16 protein-coding genes are annotated in these 17357 nt (G+C 71.9%); 6 read left to right on the plus strand and 10 right to left on the minus strand.

Going from position 1 to position 17357, the window contains the following annotated elements; all coding sequences use genetic code 11:
• Window positions 1–245: 245 nt before the first annotated feature.
• Window positions 246–1010, plus strand: coding sequence for a hypothetical protein (locus tag AB0F77_RS39220; RefSeq protein ID WP_361958405.1), 765 nt, complete (start codon window positions 246–248; stop codon window positions 1008–1010).
• The gene (locus AB0F77_RS39225; protein ID WP_361958408.1) at window positions 988–2577 is read left to right on the plus strand and encodes a hypothetical protein; all 1590 of its coding nucleotides are present in this window, start codon (window positions 988–990) and stop codon (window positions 2575–2577) included. Before AB0F77_RS39220 ends, AB0F77_RS39225 begins: the two co-directional genes overlap by 23 nt.
• A gap of 66 nt (window positions 2578–2643) precedes the next feature.
• Here the strand turns inward: AB0F77_RS39225 and AB0F77_RS39230 are convergent, their stop codons facing one another.
• The 8 genes from AB0F77_RS39230 to AB0F77_RS39265 form a co-directional block, all read right to left on the minus strand.
• Window positions 2644–2841, minus strand: a complete 198-nt coding sequence (locus AB0F77_RS39230) for a hypothetical protein (RefSeq protein ID WP_361958411.1) — start codon at window positions 2839–2841, stop codon at window positions 2644–2646.
• A 178-nt stretch (window positions 2842–3019) separates the two neighbouring features.
• On the minus strand, window positions 3020–4264 hold the full coding sequence (locus AB0F77_RS39235) for a hypothetical protein (protein ID WP_361958414.1): 1245 nt from the start codon (window positions 4262–4264) through the stop codon (window positions 3020–3022).
• Complete coding sequence (locus AB0F77_RS39240; protein WP_361958417.1) at window positions 4261–5034, minus strand: hypothetical protein; 774 nt, start codon at window positions 5032–5034, stop codon at window positions 4261–4263. The genes AB0F77_RS39235 and AB0F77_RS39240 overlap by 4 nt, the downstream gene beginning before the upstream one ends.
• A gap of 280 nt (window positions 5035–5314) precedes the next feature.
• Window positions 5315–6877 (minus strand): hypothetical protein, encoded by a 1563-nt coding sequence (locus tag AB0F77_RS39245; RefSeq protein ID WP_361958420.1) that lies wholly within the window; start codon window positions 6875–6877, stop codon window positions 5315–5317.
• Between the two features lie 283 nt (window positions 6878–7160).
• A complete protein-coding gene (locus AB0F77_RS39250) occupies window positions 7161–7553 on the minus strand; it encodes a Fic family protein (RefSeq protein WP_361958423.1) in 393 nt (130 codons plus the stop codon).
• Window positions 7550–7744 carry a ribbon-helix-helix protein, CopG family gene (locus AB0F77_RS39255; RefSeq protein ID WP_361958426.1) on the minus strand — a complete coding sequence of 65 codons (195 nt, stop codon included), beginning with the start codon at window positions 7742–7744 and terminating at the stop codon, window positions 7550–7552. Before AB0F77_RS39255 ends, AB0F77_RS39250 begins: the two co-directional genes overlap by 4 nt.
• A gap of 92 nt (window positions 7745–7836) precedes the next feature.
• A complete protein-coding gene (locus AB0F77_RS39260) occupies window positions 7837–9681 on the minus strand; it encodes a TerD family protein (RefSeq protein WP_361958429.1) in 1845 nt (614 codons plus the stop codon).
• Between the two features lie 149 nt (window positions 9682–9830).
• The gene (locus AB0F77_RS39265; protein WP_361958432.1) at window positions 9831–10589 is read right to left on the minus strand and encodes a hypothetical protein; all 759 of its coding nucleotides are present in this window, start codon (window positions 10587–10589) and stop codon (window positions 9831–9833) included.
• Window positions 10590–10918: 329 nt separating this feature from the next.
• Here AB0F77_RS39265 and AB0F77_RS39270 point away from each other — a divergent pair, with 329 nt between their 5' ends.
• Together AB0F77_RS39270 and AB0F77_RS39275 are read left to right on the plus strand one after the other, a co-directional pair.
• Window positions 10919–11203, plus strand: coding sequence for a hypothetical protein (locus tag AB0F77_RS39270; protein ID WP_361958435.1), 285 nt, complete (start codon window positions 10919–10921; stop codon window positions 11201–11203).
• Entirely contained in the window at window positions 11200–11598 is a 399-nt protein-coding gene (locus tag AB0F77_RS39275) for a DNA-binding protein (protein WP_361958438.1), read from the plus strand. Before AB0F77_RS39270 ends, AB0F77_RS39275 begins: the two co-directional genes overlap by 4 nt.
• Window positions 11599–11958: 360 nt before the next feature.
• Here the strand turns inward: AB0F77_RS39275 and AB0F77_RS39280 are convergent, their stop codons facing one another.
• Together AB0F77_RS39280 and AB0F77_RS39285 are read right to left on the minus strand one after the other, a co-directional pair.
• Window positions 11959–13299: a TRAM domain-containing protein gene (locus AB0F77_RS39280; RefSeq protein WP_361958441.1), complete on the minus strand. Its 1341-nt coding sequence runs from the start codon at window positions 13297–13299 to the stop codon at window positions 11959–11961.
• A gap of 113 nt (window positions 13300–13412) precedes the next feature.
• A complete protein-coding gene (locus tag AB0F77_RS39285) occupies window positions 13413–15506 on the minus strand; it encodes an APC family permease (RefSeq protein ID WP_361958444.1) in 2094 nt (697 codons plus the stop codon).
• A gap of 374 nt (window positions 15507–15880) precedes the next feature.
• Here AB0F77_RS39285 and AB0F77_RS39290 point away from each other — a divergent pair, with 374 nt between their 5' ends.
• Window positions 15881–16552, plus strand: coding sequence for a TrkA family potassium uptake protein (locus AB0F77_RS39290; RefSeq protein ID WP_361958447.1), 672 nt, complete (start codon window positions 15881–15883; stop codon window positions 16550–16552).
• Entirely contained in the window at window positions 16552–17226 is a 675-nt protein-coding gene (locus tag AB0F77_RS39295) for a TrkA family potassium uptake protein (protein WP_361958450.1), read from the plus strand. Before AB0F77_RS39290 ends, AB0F77_RS39295 begins: the two co-directional genes overlap by 1 nt.
• Window positions 17227–17357 lie beyond the last annotated feature (131 nt).

Below are 17357 nucleotides of genomic sequence, written 5' to 3' on the forward strand. Positions count from 1 at the left end.
CGGCGTCTGGTGCGTGCAATCGCAAGGCGGAGGATCGCCCTCGTACTGGATGTACTCGGGCGTTCCGACAACGCGGCGAGTGTGCGTGCCAGGCGTCGCGGGCCAGGCGGGACTTTCGAAACGCGGCCTAGGTCGGGCGCGTACGGCGCCGTTCGTCCTCGCCCGCCGGGCGTCACCCCCGGCGCGCGGGTGCGTCGTCGTGCCGTACCTCGATCCACCCCACCACTGCTGTGAAAGCGAGTCGCATGAACAACGCACTGCATCCGGTGCGCCTCCGTGTCGTCCTGGCGGCCGCGCTGGCCCTGGGCCTCGCGGGCTGCTCCAACCCGCCCTGGAAGTCCGACGACAAGGGCGCGGGCAAGGTGCCCTGCGGCCTCGTCGTGGACGGCTCCGGCTCCGGGACCAGCGACGACACCGGCATCGACGTCAAGAAGAAGCTCCAGGAGACGCTGATCCCGTTCCTGGACGACCGCAACTGCTCCTCGCTCGCCTACGCGCCCGTGACGGCCTCCTCCTGGACCTCGTCGTGCCGTCGCTCGCCCGTCGACCTCGACCCGAGGCCGAGGACGAGCACCGACGACCGCGAGGTGCTGCGGCAGCGGGCCCGCAACACCGCGATCAACGCGTCCGTCGAGATGCTCGACTGCGCCCGGGGCCAGAACGGCTCGGACGTGCTCGGCGCGCTCGGCCGCATCGCCCAGACCCTGCGCGAGACGCAGGACGGCGCGGCGGACCACGCGAGCGTCCTCGCGGTCAGCGACTTCGACCAGGCCGACCGGGAGTTCCGCCTCTCCAGGGAACCCCTGACGACCAAGGCCGAGCGCACCCGGGCCGTCAACAAGCTCCTGGCCGGCCGGGAACTCCCGGCGCTGCGCGGGATGGACCTCTACACGGTCGGCTACGGCAAGAACCCGACCCGCGAACCCTCCACCTACGAGGGCTTCGACCAGTTCTGGACCGACATCCTCACGACACGGGCGAAGGCACATGTCCACCACGACGCCGAATAGCGACCCCGACGAGCCCACTGCGCGGCGCTCCCCGATCGACCGTGTGCTGCGCCGCGAGGACGGCTCGCGGCGCCGCGTCTTCGCCGCGTTCGGCCGGCAGCCCCGGCCCGACGTGCGGCGCATGCCCCTGGTCCTGGACGACCGCGCGCAGCGACGGCTCGTCGAACGGGCGCGGAAGCAGGGCGCCGAGGACGGCGGCGGCACGGCGCTCGACGTCGTCGTGCTGTCCAGCGGCGTCCTGCCGCCGTACGCGGCCGAACTGGCCGCCCGCCGCGACCTCGTGCGCGAACTGATGGAGGAGGAGGCCGCCGACCGGGAGACCCGGGCCTCTGGAGAGGACGCCGAGGCCCGCAACCGGATCGTGCGGGAGGAGGCGGGGGTCGCCCTCGCCCAGACCCGGCTGGTCGAGGCGGAGCACGACGTGCGCCGCGCCCGCGAGCAGCTCGACCTGCTCGCCCACCGGGCGATGCGCTGGCAGCGGCTGCGCGACGCGGTGCGCGAACGCTTCGAGCGGTCGTGGTCCGGCGCCGGGACACGCCCCGGCACCACGGACCGCGCCGACGCCGACGACGCCGCCACCGCCACCGCTCCCGACGCCGGCACGGGTCCGTCGTCGAAGCCGGACGACTTCGACGACGACGATTACCAGAGCCTCAACCCCGTGGCGGCCGACCCGAATCCGGCCGCGACACCGACGCCCGCGCAGGGTGCGGTCGCCGCGTCCGTGGAGGGCTGGGAGGGGCTGCGGGCCCGCGCCGCGATGCCGGAGAAGCTGGTCCTGTTCCTGCTCGTCCTGGTCTTCGCGGTCGAAGTGCCCATCTACTGGGTGGCGTTCGAACCGTTCCACGGCGTGGGCAGCTCCAGCTCCGGGGTGCTCAACGCGACCCTGGCGCTCTCCGTGGGCGTGCTCATGCTGGCGGTGCCGCATCTCGTCGGCCGCGCGCTGCGCGAACGCGGGGCGACGGGCGCCAGCCGTCCGGCGGGACCGGCCGCCCTGCTGTTCCTCGCCTTCTGGGTGGGCTGCACGATCACGCTGGGCATCCTGCGCGCGAAGACGGTCCTGGCCGAGACGCCGGTGGAGGCGCCCACGGGCGCCGCCGCCGGATTCGACGGCGCGGCCACGAGCGTCCCCTCCCTGGCGGACAGGCTGCAACTCCAACCGCAGACCGTCTACTGGATGTTCGTCTCGCTCCTGCTGCTCTCCGGCGGGATCGGCCTGCTGGCCGGGCTGCTGCGCGAGCACCCGTACGTCGACAGCTTCCGCTCGGCGCTCGAACGCCGCCAGGCCCGCGGTCACGAACTGGCCGCCGCGCACACCCGGTTGGCGGCCGCGCGGGCCCGGGTCGACTCGTCGGGCGAACGCGCCGAGCAGCGCCGGCGGGCGGTCGACGCCCGGCTGCGGGCGGCGGACGAACTCTACGAGACGGCGGCGGAGGCGCACCGCCACGGCCTCACCTCGGCCGCGGCCGACCCGGCGATCACGGAGGCGGCCCACAAACGCACCGAATCAGGGGCCCCGCTCCTGCCCCCGTCCACGACCCGACGCCCACCCGCCCCGCGCCGCTGATCCACGCGGCCCCCTCCGGTCGGGCCCGCACGGCCCTTCCGGTCGGGGCCGCTCGGGCCCGACCGGTCAGTCCCGCTCGCGCAAGTACCGGTTCCGGTAACTCCGCACCCGGCGACGGGACTCACGCATCTCCCCGGTGGCCGCGGCCACGATACGAAGACCCTCGGCACTCGGCGCCATCAGGCGCCGGTCCCTGCGCACCAGGACGATCGTGCAGGCGACGACGATCAACACGGCGACGCCGAGAGGGATCAGGAACGACACCACACTCCTCCTCAACTCCGGGCTCCGGTACCGGCCACGACCGGCACCGGAGCCCTCACAGTGCTCCCCGCACCCCATGATGGGCGCCCCGACGGCATCGGAACACTGCCAGGTCCCGGCAGTGTTCCCTCCTCCCGCCTGCCGACAACCACCCGGCCCCCTCTCACTCGCCCCTCTCTCACCCGTCCCCGCTCTCGTCCGGATCCTCCGGGCAGTACCGGATTTCGGTGGACGCGGGTCCGGGCACCGACGTGACGGGGAGGCGGTCCGGGCGCACGGCCCAGATGCCCTCGGTCAGACCCGTGCCCCAGACGATGCCACCGCCCGGGGAGAGTCGCTCGATCGCCGGGGGGTCGTCGCAGATCCACGGAAGCGTCTCCTGGGCCACCAGGTCGTCGGCGCGCAGCGAGTTGGTGGTGGGTGTGCCACCGCCCTGGGTGCGCAGCCGGATCACTCCGGTGCCGGACGGTGTCCAGACCTCGTGGCGCCGGCCCAGCATCGGATTGGTCAGCGTCTCCGACGTCCCCGGCAGGGGCTGGGTCGCGTTGTCGACGAGATCGAGCGTCGTCGCGTCGAAGCGGGCCACGGTGTGGGGGAGTTCGTAGCCGGAGGTCTGCACCAGCAGGCTGCCCCGGAGGAGCGCCATGTGGCCGAGGCCGCCGACCGTCCCCTCCAGGGCGGCGGAGTCCGTGCGGGCGGTGACCTCCAGCGTGCGGGGGTCGAGGGCCGCGATGCCGTCCGACGTGGGGACGTAGAGGCGGTCGTGGCCCACGGCGACCTCGCCGGTGCCGAACGACATGTCGCCCACCGGGAACTCGCCGGTGACCCGGTTCTCCCCTGGGTCGACGCGCAGCAGTCGTGAGCCACGCCGGTCACCGGCCGTCCCCCGGTCACGGGCTCCGGCGTCCGGTTCGGTCGGCGCCATCACCCAGACCGAGCCGAACGCCTCGACCAACGGGATCTCGAACACGAACGCCGGGTCCGGGGGCGTGCCGGTCAGCTCGATCTCGGCCCGCGGGGCGCCGTCCGGGTCGGCCAGCGCCCTCCGCGGGTCGTAACGCCGCAGGTACGTCCCGTCCGTCGTCCACAGCGAACCGAAGGCGCCGAGCAGTGCCCGGGCGGGGTCGCGGAGCACGGATCGGGGCAGGGCCTTCTTCTCCGCCCGGGTCTGGACGCGGGTGATCGCCTTCAGCGTGTCCAGGCCGCGGCCGGTGACGGACGACGTCGTCGTCGTGTTCCACCACAACGCGCCGCCCGCGACGACCACCGGGCCGTCCGCCTCGGCCGTCTCCACCAACTCGACCGGCTGCGCCGGGTGGTAGGACCCGACGGGAGCGGGCTCGCCGTCGGCGGAGCAGCCGGTCGACGCCCACAGCGGCGCGGTCAGCGCGAGCAGCAGACGGACACCCCGGTGGAACCTCAACGGCCCGGCCCCTCGCACCCCTTGGACTGCCCGGCCAGGAACAGGCCGCCCTCGGTCCACGCGCACTCGGCGGTCCGTCCCGAGGTCGCGGTCACCCGGAAGGGCTTCCCGTGGTCGTCGATGACGAGGGTGCCGTGCTCGCCCGCCGAACTCCACCGCACCTCGATGTGCCAGTCCACGTCGGAGCGGGTCGACACGGCCTGCGCCGCGAAGAGTTCGGAGTCGGCCAGGGTCACCCGGTAGGGGAAGTCGATCGCCCGCCCGTCGGCGTCGGCACCCACCGGTTTCAGCGTGGGGTGTTCCTGGTCCAGATCGATCTCGACATAGCGGTACGGCTTCGTGCCGCCGCAGAAGACCTTGGCCTGTGTGCCCTTGAGCGGTGGACGCCGCTTGTCGACGACCACTTCCGGATCGCTCAGCACCACCTCGGCCGACGAGGTCCCCTGGAGGTGGAAGCCGATCATCTGGGGGTCGGCCCGGACCGCTTTGTTGTCCCGGGCCCACTTCGGCCACTCCACCCCTTCGGGGACGCGGAGCGTGGCCGCCTTCGCCGGCACCAGCCAGCTCAGGCCGTCGCAGTACGCCCCGGCCCGGCTGTCGGTGACCACCGTGGGCGGGCCCGGCTTCTCCGGGCCGAGGCCGGGCACGTGGTCGGAGGCCCGGTCCACGACCTTGTCACCGATCGGAGCGAGGATCGAGGTCAGGACGATCAGCAAGATCGCCGTCAGGGTGAGTCCCCCGGCCACCAGACCGCGCCGCAGCACGCTCATCCGGGCCCACGCGCTACGCAGCCACCGCGGCCGACGCCGCCCACTTCCCGCGGCACCGGAACCTCCGGTACCGCCGCCGCTCCCGGCGCCGCCGGAACCGCCGGAACTCCCGGAGCCCCCGCCCCTGCCCCCGCCCCCGGCCGCGCCGCCCGAACCGGTGCCGGCCCCACCCCCCGCACCTGACCCGGTACTTGCCCCCGTACCCGCTGCCCCCGTCGTACCCGCCATCGTTGGTCTCCCCCTAGGTCTTCCGATGCCTCGACTGCCGACCAACAGACGTCTAACAGACGTCCACGAGCGCCTCGGGCGCGTGGAGGGCCGTGACCCGGTCCCGGATCAGTTCGGCCACGACCCCCGCCTCCGAACCCGGCTCCCCCTCCGCCGAACCCTGCTTCCCCTCAGCCAGGAGAATGGTGAGGGTGTCCTCGTACTCGATCGACTCGGCGCCGGGCGCCGCCCGGTCCACCTCGGTCCTGGCCGCCCCGAGCCCGATCCCTTCCGCGCCCCGCACCCTCCGCAGGTCGTCCTCGACCGCCCAGGTCAGGGCGTGGGTGACGTGGAACGAGGTGGCGGCGGCCGGGTCGTCGCCGGGGAACATGACGCTCAGCCCGTCCCAGCGCAGCAGCGTCTCGTCCCGCGAGCAGATACCGTCCCCGGCGATCTCCCGCCGGTCCGTGGGCGGACCGTAGTGGTCGGTCAGCCACTTCGTGAGGGCCAGCGGGCCGCGGTCGTAGGCGAACGTCCGCGCCGCCGCGCCCTTCGCGGGCACGGCCCGCAGGGCGTCCGCGTCGATCCGGAGCGCGGCGTTCGCACCGGCGCCGGCGGGCCGTCCGGTGCCGGGCCGCGCCGCCTCGGGATCGAATACGGTGAGGTCGCGCACGGGCGCCGCCACGGTCCCGGCCGGGGTCCACGCCCGCAGATCGCGACTGGACCACACCCGGACGGAGGCCCCACCACCCGATGCCCCCTGGGTCCCCTCGCCCGCGTCGACCGGACCGGCAGCGGCGAACCAGGTGCCGTGGGAGAACGTCGCCGCGGTGAGCGCCGGTTCGCCGGGGCTCCACTTGGTGTCGGTCCACACATGCCCGGTCGGACTCCCACTCACCCGCCCGCGAGCACTCCCGCCCTCACCAGCACCACCACCAGCACCCGCACCCGCACCCGCACCCGCACCCGCACCCGACGCAGGCTTACGCCCCACCCGCTGCGGTCCGACCGCCGCCCACCGCTTCCCGTCGTGGGCGAGGCCCACCGGACCCGCCATGGCGGCGAGCCCGAACGGCACCTCGCCGTCCAGGCTGCGTGGAGGCCCGGGGTCGTCCGCCGTCGGGTACCAATGGCGCCCCTGGTCGACACTGGCCAACGGCCGGACGCCGCACAGGGCCGCCCCGGCGCAGTCCCACACCAGCATCAACCAGCGGCCACCGCCGTGCGCGAGGGCCAGGGGACGCAGGCCGGCACGGGACGACTCGTAGACCGAAACCTCCTGCCAGGAACGGCCGTCGGTGCTGCGGTACACCGGGATCCGCCCCCTGGGACCGCCGTCCGACCCGACCGCCAGCCAGGTCCCGCCGGCGCCGAGGGCCACGTCGGCCAGCGGAGTCGGCAGGTTCGCGGCACGCTTCCAGCGGAGACCGTCGTCACTGCCGTACACCACTCCGCGCCCGGCCCGGTCCGTCCCCACGGCCACGGCCCGGTCACGGGACGCGGCCACCCCGTACAGGGACGCGGGCAGGGTGGCGCGACGCTGCCAGGAACCTCCGTCAGGACTGCTCCACACGGCACCGGACCGGTCCGCGGGACCCCAGGTCCCGTACGGCCGATCCCCCGAGACGGCCACCATGATCCGCTCCCGGGGCCGTGACGGCGCGCTGTCGTCCGCACCACCCCCGGAACACGCCGCCGTACCCACCGTCAGAATGCCCACGGTCATCAGAGCGACGACGTTCCGGCACCACGAACGCACCACGGATCCCCCTTGCCGCGGACGAGAACTCCCCGTCACGAAGCATGACGATCCGTCACCTCACACGTCGCCCTTCCTCAGCCCCCGATGCACAACCGTGACCTCTCGGACAACCCACCCCTGACCATCCGGACCGTCACAACTCCCCTACCATCGAACGTCAGGACACGGGAAACCAGACCGCCAACCGCCCGGCGACGACCGGCACATCAACGATGTCCTGCGCAACATCCTCAACGAACGGCCCAGCGACGGAGACGGGCGGCGGGACGGTGCCTGCACTGCCGCCGTTGAACCGCAGGAAGACACGCATGGCGAGCCAGGCGGTGCGCTTGTTCCCGTCGACCAGCGCGTGATTACGGGCGACGGAGTGCATCAGCGCCGCAGCCTTCTCGTGCGGCGTGGGATACAACTCGGCCCCGAACACATGGGTCCGGGGCCGCTCGACGGCCGACACCAGAAGCCCCATGTCCCGCACGCCGTGCCCAGTACCGTTGACTGCACACGCAATGGCCAGGACCTCATCGATCTGGAGGTACCGCACTTCGGTCACTTGAGGTAGTCCAGGATCTCCGCGTCGCTGTCCATGAGCTCGGCCAGAACGTCATCGACCTTCAACTCGGCCCGATCCAGCGCCTCACGAATGGCCTCGATGGCAAGCTCCTGCTTACTGCGCCCCTCCCGCCGAGCACGCTCGGTGAGCTTCGCATCAAGGTCATCGGGGAGCCGAAGCGTCATCGCCATACAGCGATGATACCTGCGTGGTATCTAGGCGTCCTCGGGATCGCTCACGATCACGCATCCCTCGGCCACCCCTCTCGAACGGGCCCCGTCGGTCAGTCGGTGACGTCGACTCCGTAGCCGCGGGCCAGGTCGGCCAGGCCGTGGTCGTAGCCCTGCCCGACGGCGCGCAGCCGCCAGCCTTCTCCGCGGCGGTAGAGCTCGGCGAGGATCATGGTGCGCTCGGTGGTGGCGGCGTCCAGGGTGGCCCGGGCGGTCGCAGCCGCGCCGATCCCGCGGGTGGCGGTGATCTCGATGGCCCCGACGTCGGAGAAGGTCGCGGCCCCGTCGATCGCGGCGGCGATCACGACCCGGTGGACCTCGAAAGGCAGACGCTCCAGGTCGGCGGTGACGGCCTGTTCCGTCGGACCGTCCGTGGCGAGCCGCACCGTGCCGTCCGGATGCTCGGGGGCTCCGTAGAAGACGAAGTCCTCGTCGCCTGCCACCTGTTCCCGAGCGTCGACCGCGAAAGCGACGACGTCCACGTCACAGGCGGTCTGCTGACGCCACGTCGCGGCCACCGTCCAGGCCGTGCCGGTGTCGGACAGGTCGATGACGGCGCCTCGGACCCATACCGCTGCCGTGTCCGGCTGGTCGCCGACCGCGCTCCGTGTCGGCACACGCGTGGGCATAGCCGTCGGTGCGAGGAGCCAGGCGGCGTCGTGCACGCGGAGGCCGAGCGCGGCGATGCGACTCATGCGCCGGTCCGTTTCGCCGCCGGGCAGCACGACGACGTCGGTCACACCGGCGGAGAGATTGACGGCAGCGGAGGCGCCAAGGGCGACAGCACGCGCACGTGCCTCGGCGGCCTCGTCATGGGTACCGCCCAGGACCAGAACCCTGCTCCCGGTGAGCGACCGGTCCGCCGTGGCAGTGGATGCGGCCGGTGCGGCGGTCCGCTGTGCCGGAACACTCGGCGTCGACGCAGGCAGCACGGTGGGTGCACGCACGGGTGTCTCCGCCGCGCGCCGCTCCCGGGCGGCGCCCTTGGCCTGGCCGGGCCGCACACTCTCCAACAGCCGCAGATAGGTCGGCTCGTCCACGAGCGGGACGCCCTCGGTCGCGGCACGATCCAGCTTGGCGGATCCGGCGCCGGGGTCGTTGGTGACGACGACGCTGGTCCGGCCGCTGACCGACGTCATCATGTTCAGTCCGGCCGCCACCGACCGGGCGATCAGTTCCTCACGGGAGACGCGGGTCTCCCCGGTGATGGCGACCTTCATGCCCTGTACCAGGGGCCCACCCGCCGTGAAACGGCCCGGATTGCGGTACGCACAGGGCGTCTTGGGGACGTACGGCTTGTAGTCCTGGCGGGGCGGGCACTCCAGGAGCGGCAGGGACAGGCCCAGTCGCTCGGCCGCGCTCAACGAGCCGCGCAGAATGCCGGAGAGCACCCGTACGTCGTCCTGCGCGTCGTGGGCCCTCTCCTGGCGCACCCCGTAGTGCGCGGCGAGCGTGCCCAGCTTGAGATCGGGCGTCGCAGGCCCGACCAGACGGTTCAGAGCCAGCGTGCACAGCCGTCGGCTCACCGGGACCCAGGAACGGACGTGGGCGAACTCGTGGGCCAGGAAGTCGTAGTCGAACTGCGCGTTGTGGGCGACCAGGACGCGGGAGCTGAGCAGTGTCCCTACCTGCGGTGCGATCTCCTCGAAGGTGGGAGCGCCGGCGAGACGGGCCGGGGTGAGGCCGTGGATGTGCACGGGGCCGGGGTCGCAGCCCGGGTTCAGGAGGGTGGAGAACTCCCCCGTCCGGCGGCCATGCGCGTCCAGCGTGAGGATCGCAAGCGAGAGGATGCGGTCCCGGCCGGGTCTCAGCCCGGAGGTCTCCACGTCCACCAGCGCCCAGTCGTGGACATAGCCGGGAAGGGTGGGCCACTTCGGACTCGACGACAGCAGGGCCATACGAGGCTCCCCTCCCCCGGGTGCGGCGGGCGGCACGCCCTCTCCACGGTGCTGATCGACCGGTGGGATTTTCGCACGCACCGAGCACCTTTCGTGGCGGTTCCCTAACGGAGAGCCACAACCACTGGAGCACCACCACTGCTCCGAGGTCACCAGTCCCCGTAGTCCTCCACCAAGTTGCCGATGAGCGCGAGGAGGGCGTCGGCGCGGTGCCGGTCCTCGCACTGGGCGCGCAGTGCCTGGTGGACCTCCCGGAGCCGGGCCAAGGCGGCCGGCTCACCGTCCTCCACCTCTCCGAGCAGCGGATCCGAGATCAGGTCCATGCAGGAACTGAGCAGCGCGCGGGTGCCCGGGGACGGCGGGGTGGGGTCGGGAGCGACGTAGGGGGTTGTCAGATGGCGGGCGGGATCGGTGAGGCTCCAGCCGACGACGGCGCCGCGCTGGACGAGGAGCGCGACATCAGGAGCGATGCCGATACGGGCCTCCAACGGCTCGTCCAGTACGTCGAGGTCGCGCAGACAGACCAGCACCGCGTCCCCGGGAGCGCGGCACAGCACCGTGCACATCTCGTGCCGGAAGTCCCGGACCTCGTCCGCGCGGAGCCCGCCCGGGCGTACGGCAGGCATGACGGGAAGGCGGGTGAAGATCTCGGCGGCAGCGGACAGGTACGGCATCTGGAGTTCGACCCCGACCAGTTCCCGACTGTCCGGGGCGAACCGGAAGACATCGGGCGTGTCCCACAGCCACTCCTGGCTGCCGAAGGTGTCCGCGAGGAACCGCTCACGCTCCCTCACGTCCACGTACCGCACGACATCCACGGAGTTACCCGTGAAACGGGGGGTGATGTGCAGCGAATCGTCCGTCACCGTCGCCCACCAACCGCCGTCGAACGACCGTCTCGCGGTCATCTCCGCCCTGTCCGATCGGCTCCGCCGGGGCCCCGGAACAGCAGGTCAGGCGCCCTTCGCCGCGGGCTCCAGGATCGCCACGCACTCCACGTGATGCGTCATCGAGAACATGTGAATCAAAAGCATGTGAAAGAAAACCGCAGCTCAGCGGGGCGACGAGAGCAATTCTGGCCGGGTTCGATGTGCGTTACGGGCGCTACGTGCGATCTCTTGACGCACGACCCACCCGGCACGGAAGCCCCTCCGACTCTCGGCGACGGAGGCCCTGGCGCGAGCAGGGAATCAGCCAGGACTCCGCTTTATAGCATTCGAAATGCTATACTCGCGTCATGGCTGACGACGACACCAACTTCCTCCCCGGCGACGGCCCCACCAGCGGCATCTCCGTCTCCCTTGCCGCCGGCACTCTGCAGGCAATCCGCGAGCGGGTCGGGAAGCGGGGCGTATCCGCCTACCTGGAGAAGGCCGCGCAGCGGCAGATCGAGCGCGACAGCCTGGACGAGCTGATCGCCGACTTCGAGAGTGTCAACGGCCCCGCCGATCCGGAGGCCGTGGCCGCCAAGCGGGGCAGACTCACCGGCACCCCCTCCTCCGGGGCCGGTGCGGCCGCGTGAGTGGCGCTCTGATCCTGGACAGTGAGGGACTGGCCAAGGCCGTCCAGCGCGACCGCGAGGTCCACGAGTGGCTCACCGCCGCCCGCGACGCCGACTGGCCCGTTGTCACTTCGGCCGCAGTGCTGGTCCAGGTGATCCACCCCCGGATCAATGACGCCGCGCTGAAATGGACGCTCTCCCGGCTGCGCGTCGAGCCGGTCACTCAGGCCACCGCCCAGTCAGCGGCGACCCTGCTGCGCACAGCCGGACTGCACGGCCATGAGTACGCCATCGATGCCATGCTCTGCGCCACCGCCCTCGCCCAGCCGGGTCGTGTCACGATCCTGACGTCCGACGTCGAAGACATCTCCATGCTCACCGCGGACCACACCCGGGTCGTGGCCGAGAAGGTCTGACGCAGCCAGGGCCGGCGCCAATCCCTGCTTGCACCCGTAACGCCGCTGGACGCCAAAGGGAGTTCGCCGCAGGGCCATGCACGGTACTCGCGGGCGCCGTCGCACGGCGCGGCCCTAGATGATCTGGTCCAAGGGGTCAGCGATCGTAGCGATCAGTGAGCGTAGGACGGTTTGTCCGGTGACGTCGTTGTGCCAGATCGCGTGGCGGTCAGCGCGCGGCTGACCGAATACCTCACCCGACGCACCGCCAGAACATGCGTCAAACGTGGGCCGGAAGGGCCTCACGTGCGTCGGACATGCGTCAGGACGTCGCCCGTGACGCCCACGGTGCACATCATGCACACTCGACGAAACAGCAGGTCAGGCACCTTTTGTGGCAGGCTCAAGGATCGCGACGCATTCAACGTGATGCGTCATCGGGAACAGGTCGAACGCGCGGAGTGAGCGGACGCGGTAGCCGCCCTCGCGGAAGTACGCCAGGTCGCGGGCCAGGGCGGCCGGGTCGCAGGCCACGTAGGCGATGCGGCGGGCGCCGAGGGAGGCGAGGTGGGCGACCGTCACGCGGCCCGCGCCCGCGCGGGGCGGGTCGAGGACGATCAGGTCGACCTCCGTGATGCCCGTGCGTGGCAGGACCGACTCGACCTTGCCCTGTTCCACCCGCACCCGCGGGAAGTCGGTCAGGTTGTGCCGCGCGTCCTCGACCGCGCGCTTGCTCGACTCGATGCCGAGCACCGCGCCCTTCTCGCCGAGCCGGTCGGCGAGCGCGCCCGCGAACAGGCCGACGCCGCAGTAGAGGTCGAGCGCCATCTCGCCCTTGCGCGGCAGCAGCCCCTGCATCACCGCGGTCACCAGGGTGTCCGCCGCCTTCGGGTGGACCTGCCAGAAACCGCCGTTGCCCACCCGGTACGTGCGGCCGTCGGCGCGCTCGCGCACGAAGGGGCGCCCGTGCACCCGGTGCACCCCGCCCGAGCGCTCGTCGACGCGCTGCACCGACACCGGCCGGTCCAGCTCGACCAGGGGCAGCCGGGCGCCGGGGCGCGGGGTGAGGATCACCTGGCGGTCCTGCGAGCCGGTCGCCGCGATCGCCTCCACCGTGTCCATGCCGGACCAGTCGCGCTTCTCGATGCCCAGCTCGCTCACGCCCGGCGCGGCGATCATGCAGTGGTCGATGCGCTCCACCTCGTGCGAGCGGTGCCGGCGCAGCCCGGCGCACCCCGCGGGGTCCACGGCGTACTGCACGCGGGTGCGCCACTGCGGCACCTCGCCCGCCGGCAGCTTGTCGCCCTCGGCGGGCATGACCGTGCCGTCCCAGCCGGCCTCCTCCGGGGTGAGGCCCGCGAGGCGCTGCAACTGCTCGGCGATCACCTCGCCCTTGAGGCGGCGCTGGGCGCCCGGCTTGGCGTGCTGCCAGTCGCAGCCGCCGCAGCCGCCGGGTCCGGCGTAGGGGCAGGGGGTCTCGACGCGGTCCTTGGACGCCTCCAGCACGGTCACCGCGTCGGCGCGCAGGAAGCGTGCGCCCTCCTCGCCCTCCGTCACCCGGGCCACGACCCGCTCGCCCGGCAGCGCGTGCCGGACGAAGAGGACCTGGCCCTCGGCGGTGCGGGCGATGCAGTGGCCGCCGTGGGCGACGGGGCCGATCTCGACCTCGTACTCCTCCCCGACCAGCGACCTCGCCTGCGACTTCTTCGGTTCTGCCTGCATGGCGGGGTGACTCCAGACGGGGGAACGGGTAACGGCCCGCAGACCGGACCGACAACAGCCCACCAGTCTACGGCGTCCCCCGCGCCCGTCCGTCCGCCCGACGGGCGGCACCGTCACTCCTTGGCGCCGCCGACACCACCGCCCACGCCCCCGCCGGTGCCGCCGGTACCGCTCGGCTCCTTCGGCCTCGCCGACACCGGGCCGCGGCGCACCGCACCCGGGGCGCTCCACTCCTGGCGCCGCCGGGCGCGGTCGCGGGCCGCTTCGGAGGACTGGAGCTGGTAGGGCACCGACGTCACCATCACGCCGGGGGTGAACAGTAGCCGGCCCTTGAGCCGCAGCGCGCTCTGGTTGTGGAGCAGGTGCTCGTACCAGTGGCCGACGACGTACTCGGGGATGATCACCGAGACCGCGTCGCGCGGGGACTCCTTGCGCAGGTTCTTGACGTACTCGATGATCGGCCGCGTGATCTCGCGGTAGGGCGAGTCGAGGACCTTCAGCGGTACGTCGATGCCGCGCCGCTCCCACTCCTCGCGCAGCGCCTTCGTCTCGGCCGGGTCGACGTTGACGGTGAGCGCCTCCAGGGAGTCCGAGCGCATCAGCTTGGCGTAGGCCAGGGCGCGCAGGGTGGGGCGGTGGATCTTGGAGATGAGCACCACCGAGCGGACCCGGGACGGCCGTACGCTGTCGTCGCTCGGGCCCTCGGGCGCCGCGATCTCCTCGGCGACCCGGTCGTAGTGCTTACGGATCGCGGTCATCGTCGCGTAGAAGATGCACATGCCGAGCAGCGCGACCCAGGCGCCGTGCGTGAACTTGGTGACGAGCACGACGACGAGCACCAGGCCGGTGAAGAAGGCGCCGAACGCGTTGATCGCCCGGGAGCGGATCATGTGGCTGCGCCGCGCCGGGTCCTTCTCGACCGCGAGGTGCCGGTTCCAGTGCCGGACCATGCCGGTCTGGCTGAGCGTGAAGGACACGAACACGCCGACGATGTAGAGCTGGATGAGGCGGGTGGAGTCGGCGCCGTAGATGAACACCAGCAGCGCGGCGGCGCCGGCGAGGAGCACGATGCCGTTGGAGAAGGCGAGGCGGTCGCCGCGGGTGTGCAGCTGGCGCGGGAGGTAGCGGTCCTGGGCGAGGATCGAGCCGAGCAGCGGGAAGCCGTTGTACGCGGTGTTGGCCGCGAGGAACAGCACGAGCGCGGTGGCCGCGGCGAGGACGATGAACAGGAAGCTGCCCTTGCCGAAGACGGCCTCGGCGACCTGGGAGATCACCGGGTTCTGGACGTAGTCCGGGCCGATCGGGACGCCGTCGCGCAGGAGGTCCCCGGCCGGGTTCTCGGCCATGCGGACGTTGGTGGCCATGGCGAGCACGATGATGCCGCAGAACATGGTCACGGCGAGCAGGCCCATCATCGCGAGCGTGGTCGCCGCGTTCTTCGACTTGGGCTTGCGGAAGGCGGGCACGCCGTTGGAGATCGCCTCGACGCCGGTGAGCGCGGCGCAGCCGGAGGAGAAGGCGCGCAGCATCAGGAAGACGAGGGCGAAGCCGGCGAGGCCCTGGTGCTCGGCCTTGATGTGGAAGCCGGCGGTGGGCGCGCGCATGGTGTCGCCGAGGACCAGCCCGCGGAAGGCGCCCCACGCGATCATGATGAAGACACCGGCGACGAAGACGTACGTCGGGATCGCGAAGAGGGAGCCGGACTCCTTGACCCCGCGCAGGTTCATCAGGGTCAGCAGCACGATCACGGCGATCGCGCACAGCACCTTGTGCTCGACGACGAAGGGGACCGCGGAGCCCAGGTTCTCGATGCCGGAGGCGATGGAGACGGCGACGGTGAGGACGTAGTCGACGAGCAGGGCGCTGGCGACGGTGAGGCCGGCCTTGGGGCCCAGGTTGGTGGTGGCGACCTCGTAGTCGCCGCCGCCGCTCGGGTAGGCGTGGACGTTCTGCCGGTAGGAGGCGACCACCGTGAACATCAGCACGACGACCGCGAGCGCGATCCAGGGGCTGAAGTGGTAGGCCGACACGCCCGCGATGGACAGGACCAGCAGGACCTCGCCTGGCGCGTACGCGACGGAGGACAGCGGGTCGGAGGCGAAGACGGGGAGTGCGATGCGCTTCGGCAGGAGCGTTTCGCCCAGCCGGTCGCTGCGCAGAGCGCGCCCGATCAGGATCCGTTTGGGCACGTCGGTCAGTTTGGACACGACAGAGGATGGTAGGCCGTCGAACACCCACCCGCCCACCCGTGGTCCCGGATCTGCCTCTTGAGTGAACTCCAAGACCCGTGAGCGTGCGGATTCCGTGGTCGGTCTTCCCCCCGTGCCTAGATGGCAAACCCCGTCCCTCCTCGCTCTTTCGGAGGTTCCATGCCCGCGACCGCAGAGCTGATCGGTGCCGTGGCCGCCCTCGTCGTCCTCGGAATCCTCACGTTGTGCAGCGTGCGCAGCATCACTCGCCGCTGATCGCGGCAAACCCCCGCACGGGGGTCCCCAGCCCGGACGGTGCGTGTGTAGCTTGGGCCTCGGTCTGAGACCCTGATGGGGCTGAGCAGTCATTTTTGAACACCGGAAGGACGGTTGTGCACATCGTCATCATGGGCTGCGGGAGAGTGGGTTCCGCTCTCGCCCAGACCCTGGAGCAACAGGGGCACACGGTCGCCGTGATCGACCAGGACCCCACCGCCTTCCGTCGGCTCGGCCCGGGATTCACGGGACGCCGGGTCACCGGCGTCGGCTTCGACCAGGACACCCTGCGCGAGGCCGGCATCGAGGAGGCGGGCGCGTTCGCCGCCGTCTCCAGCGGTGACAACTCCAACATCATCTCGGCGCGGGTGGCCCGCGAGATGTTCGGCGTGGAGAACGTCGCGGCCCGTATCTACGACCCCCGCCGTGCCGAGGTCTACCAGCGGCTCGGCATCCCGACGGTGGCGACGGTCCGCTGGACGGCCGACCAGATGCTGCGCAGGCTGCTGCCCTCCGGTGCCGAGCCGCTGTGGCGCGACCCCACCGGCGGTGTGCAGCTGGCCGAGGTGCACACGTCCGAGGCGTGGGTGGGCCACAAGATCAGCAGGCTCCAGGAGGAGACCGGCGTCCGCGTCGCGTTCCTGACCCGGCTCGGCGAGGCGGTCCTGCCGACCTCGCAGACGGTGCTCCAGGAGGGCGACCTCGTGCACGTGATGATGCGGACGGACGAGGTGGACAAGGTCGAGGCCGTGTTCGCCCAGGGTCCCGAAGAGGAGGTCGGTCACTGATGAGGGTCGCCATTGCCGGTGCCGGCGCCGTGGGCCGCTCGATCGCGGGCGAGCTGCTGGAGAACGGTCACGAGGTCCTGCTGATCGACAAGGCGCCGACCGCGATCTCGGTCGAGCGGGTGCCGCAGGCGGAGTGGCTGCTGGCCGACGCCTGCGAGATCACGTCCCTGGACGAGGCGGCCCTCCAGCGCTGCAACGTGGTGATCGCCGCGACGGGCGACGACAAGGTCAACCTGGTCGTCTCCCTGCTGGCGAAGACGGAGTACGGAGTGCCGCGCGTCGTCGCCCGGGTGAACAACCCGAAGAACGAGTGGCTGTTCAACGAGGCGTGGGGCGTGGACGTCGCCGTGTCCACGCCGCGTCTGATGTCCGCGCTGGTGGAGGAGGCGGTGAGCGTCGGCGACCTGGTCCGGCTGCTGCGCTTCAGCCACGGCGACGCCAACCTGGTCGAGCTGACCCTGCCGGAGGAGTCGGCGCTGGCCGGCACACAGGTCGGGGACGTCCAGTGGCCCGAGGACACCTCGCTGGTGACGATCATCCGCGGGACCCGGGTGCTGACGCCGTCCAGGGAGGACTCCCTGGAGCCGGGCGACGAACTGCTCTTCGTCGCGGCCCAGGCCCGCGAGGGCCAGCTGGAGGACCTGCTGTCGGTCCGCCGCGAGGACGAGGACTGACGGCTTTCCGCCGCGCTACGACGTGGAGGGGCGCCCCGGGGCGCCCCCGACGGCCCCCCAACGACTGAGGGCGCCCGCCCCCAACCCCCCGCCGCGGCCGCGCGGGGGGGCGGCGGCGAGGAGCACACGCC

This window comes from Streptomyces sp. NPDC026672, assembly GCF_040638185.1.
Taxonomy (GTDB): domain Bacteria; phylum Actinomycetota; class Actinomycetes; order Streptomycetales; family Streptomycetaceae; genus Streptomyces.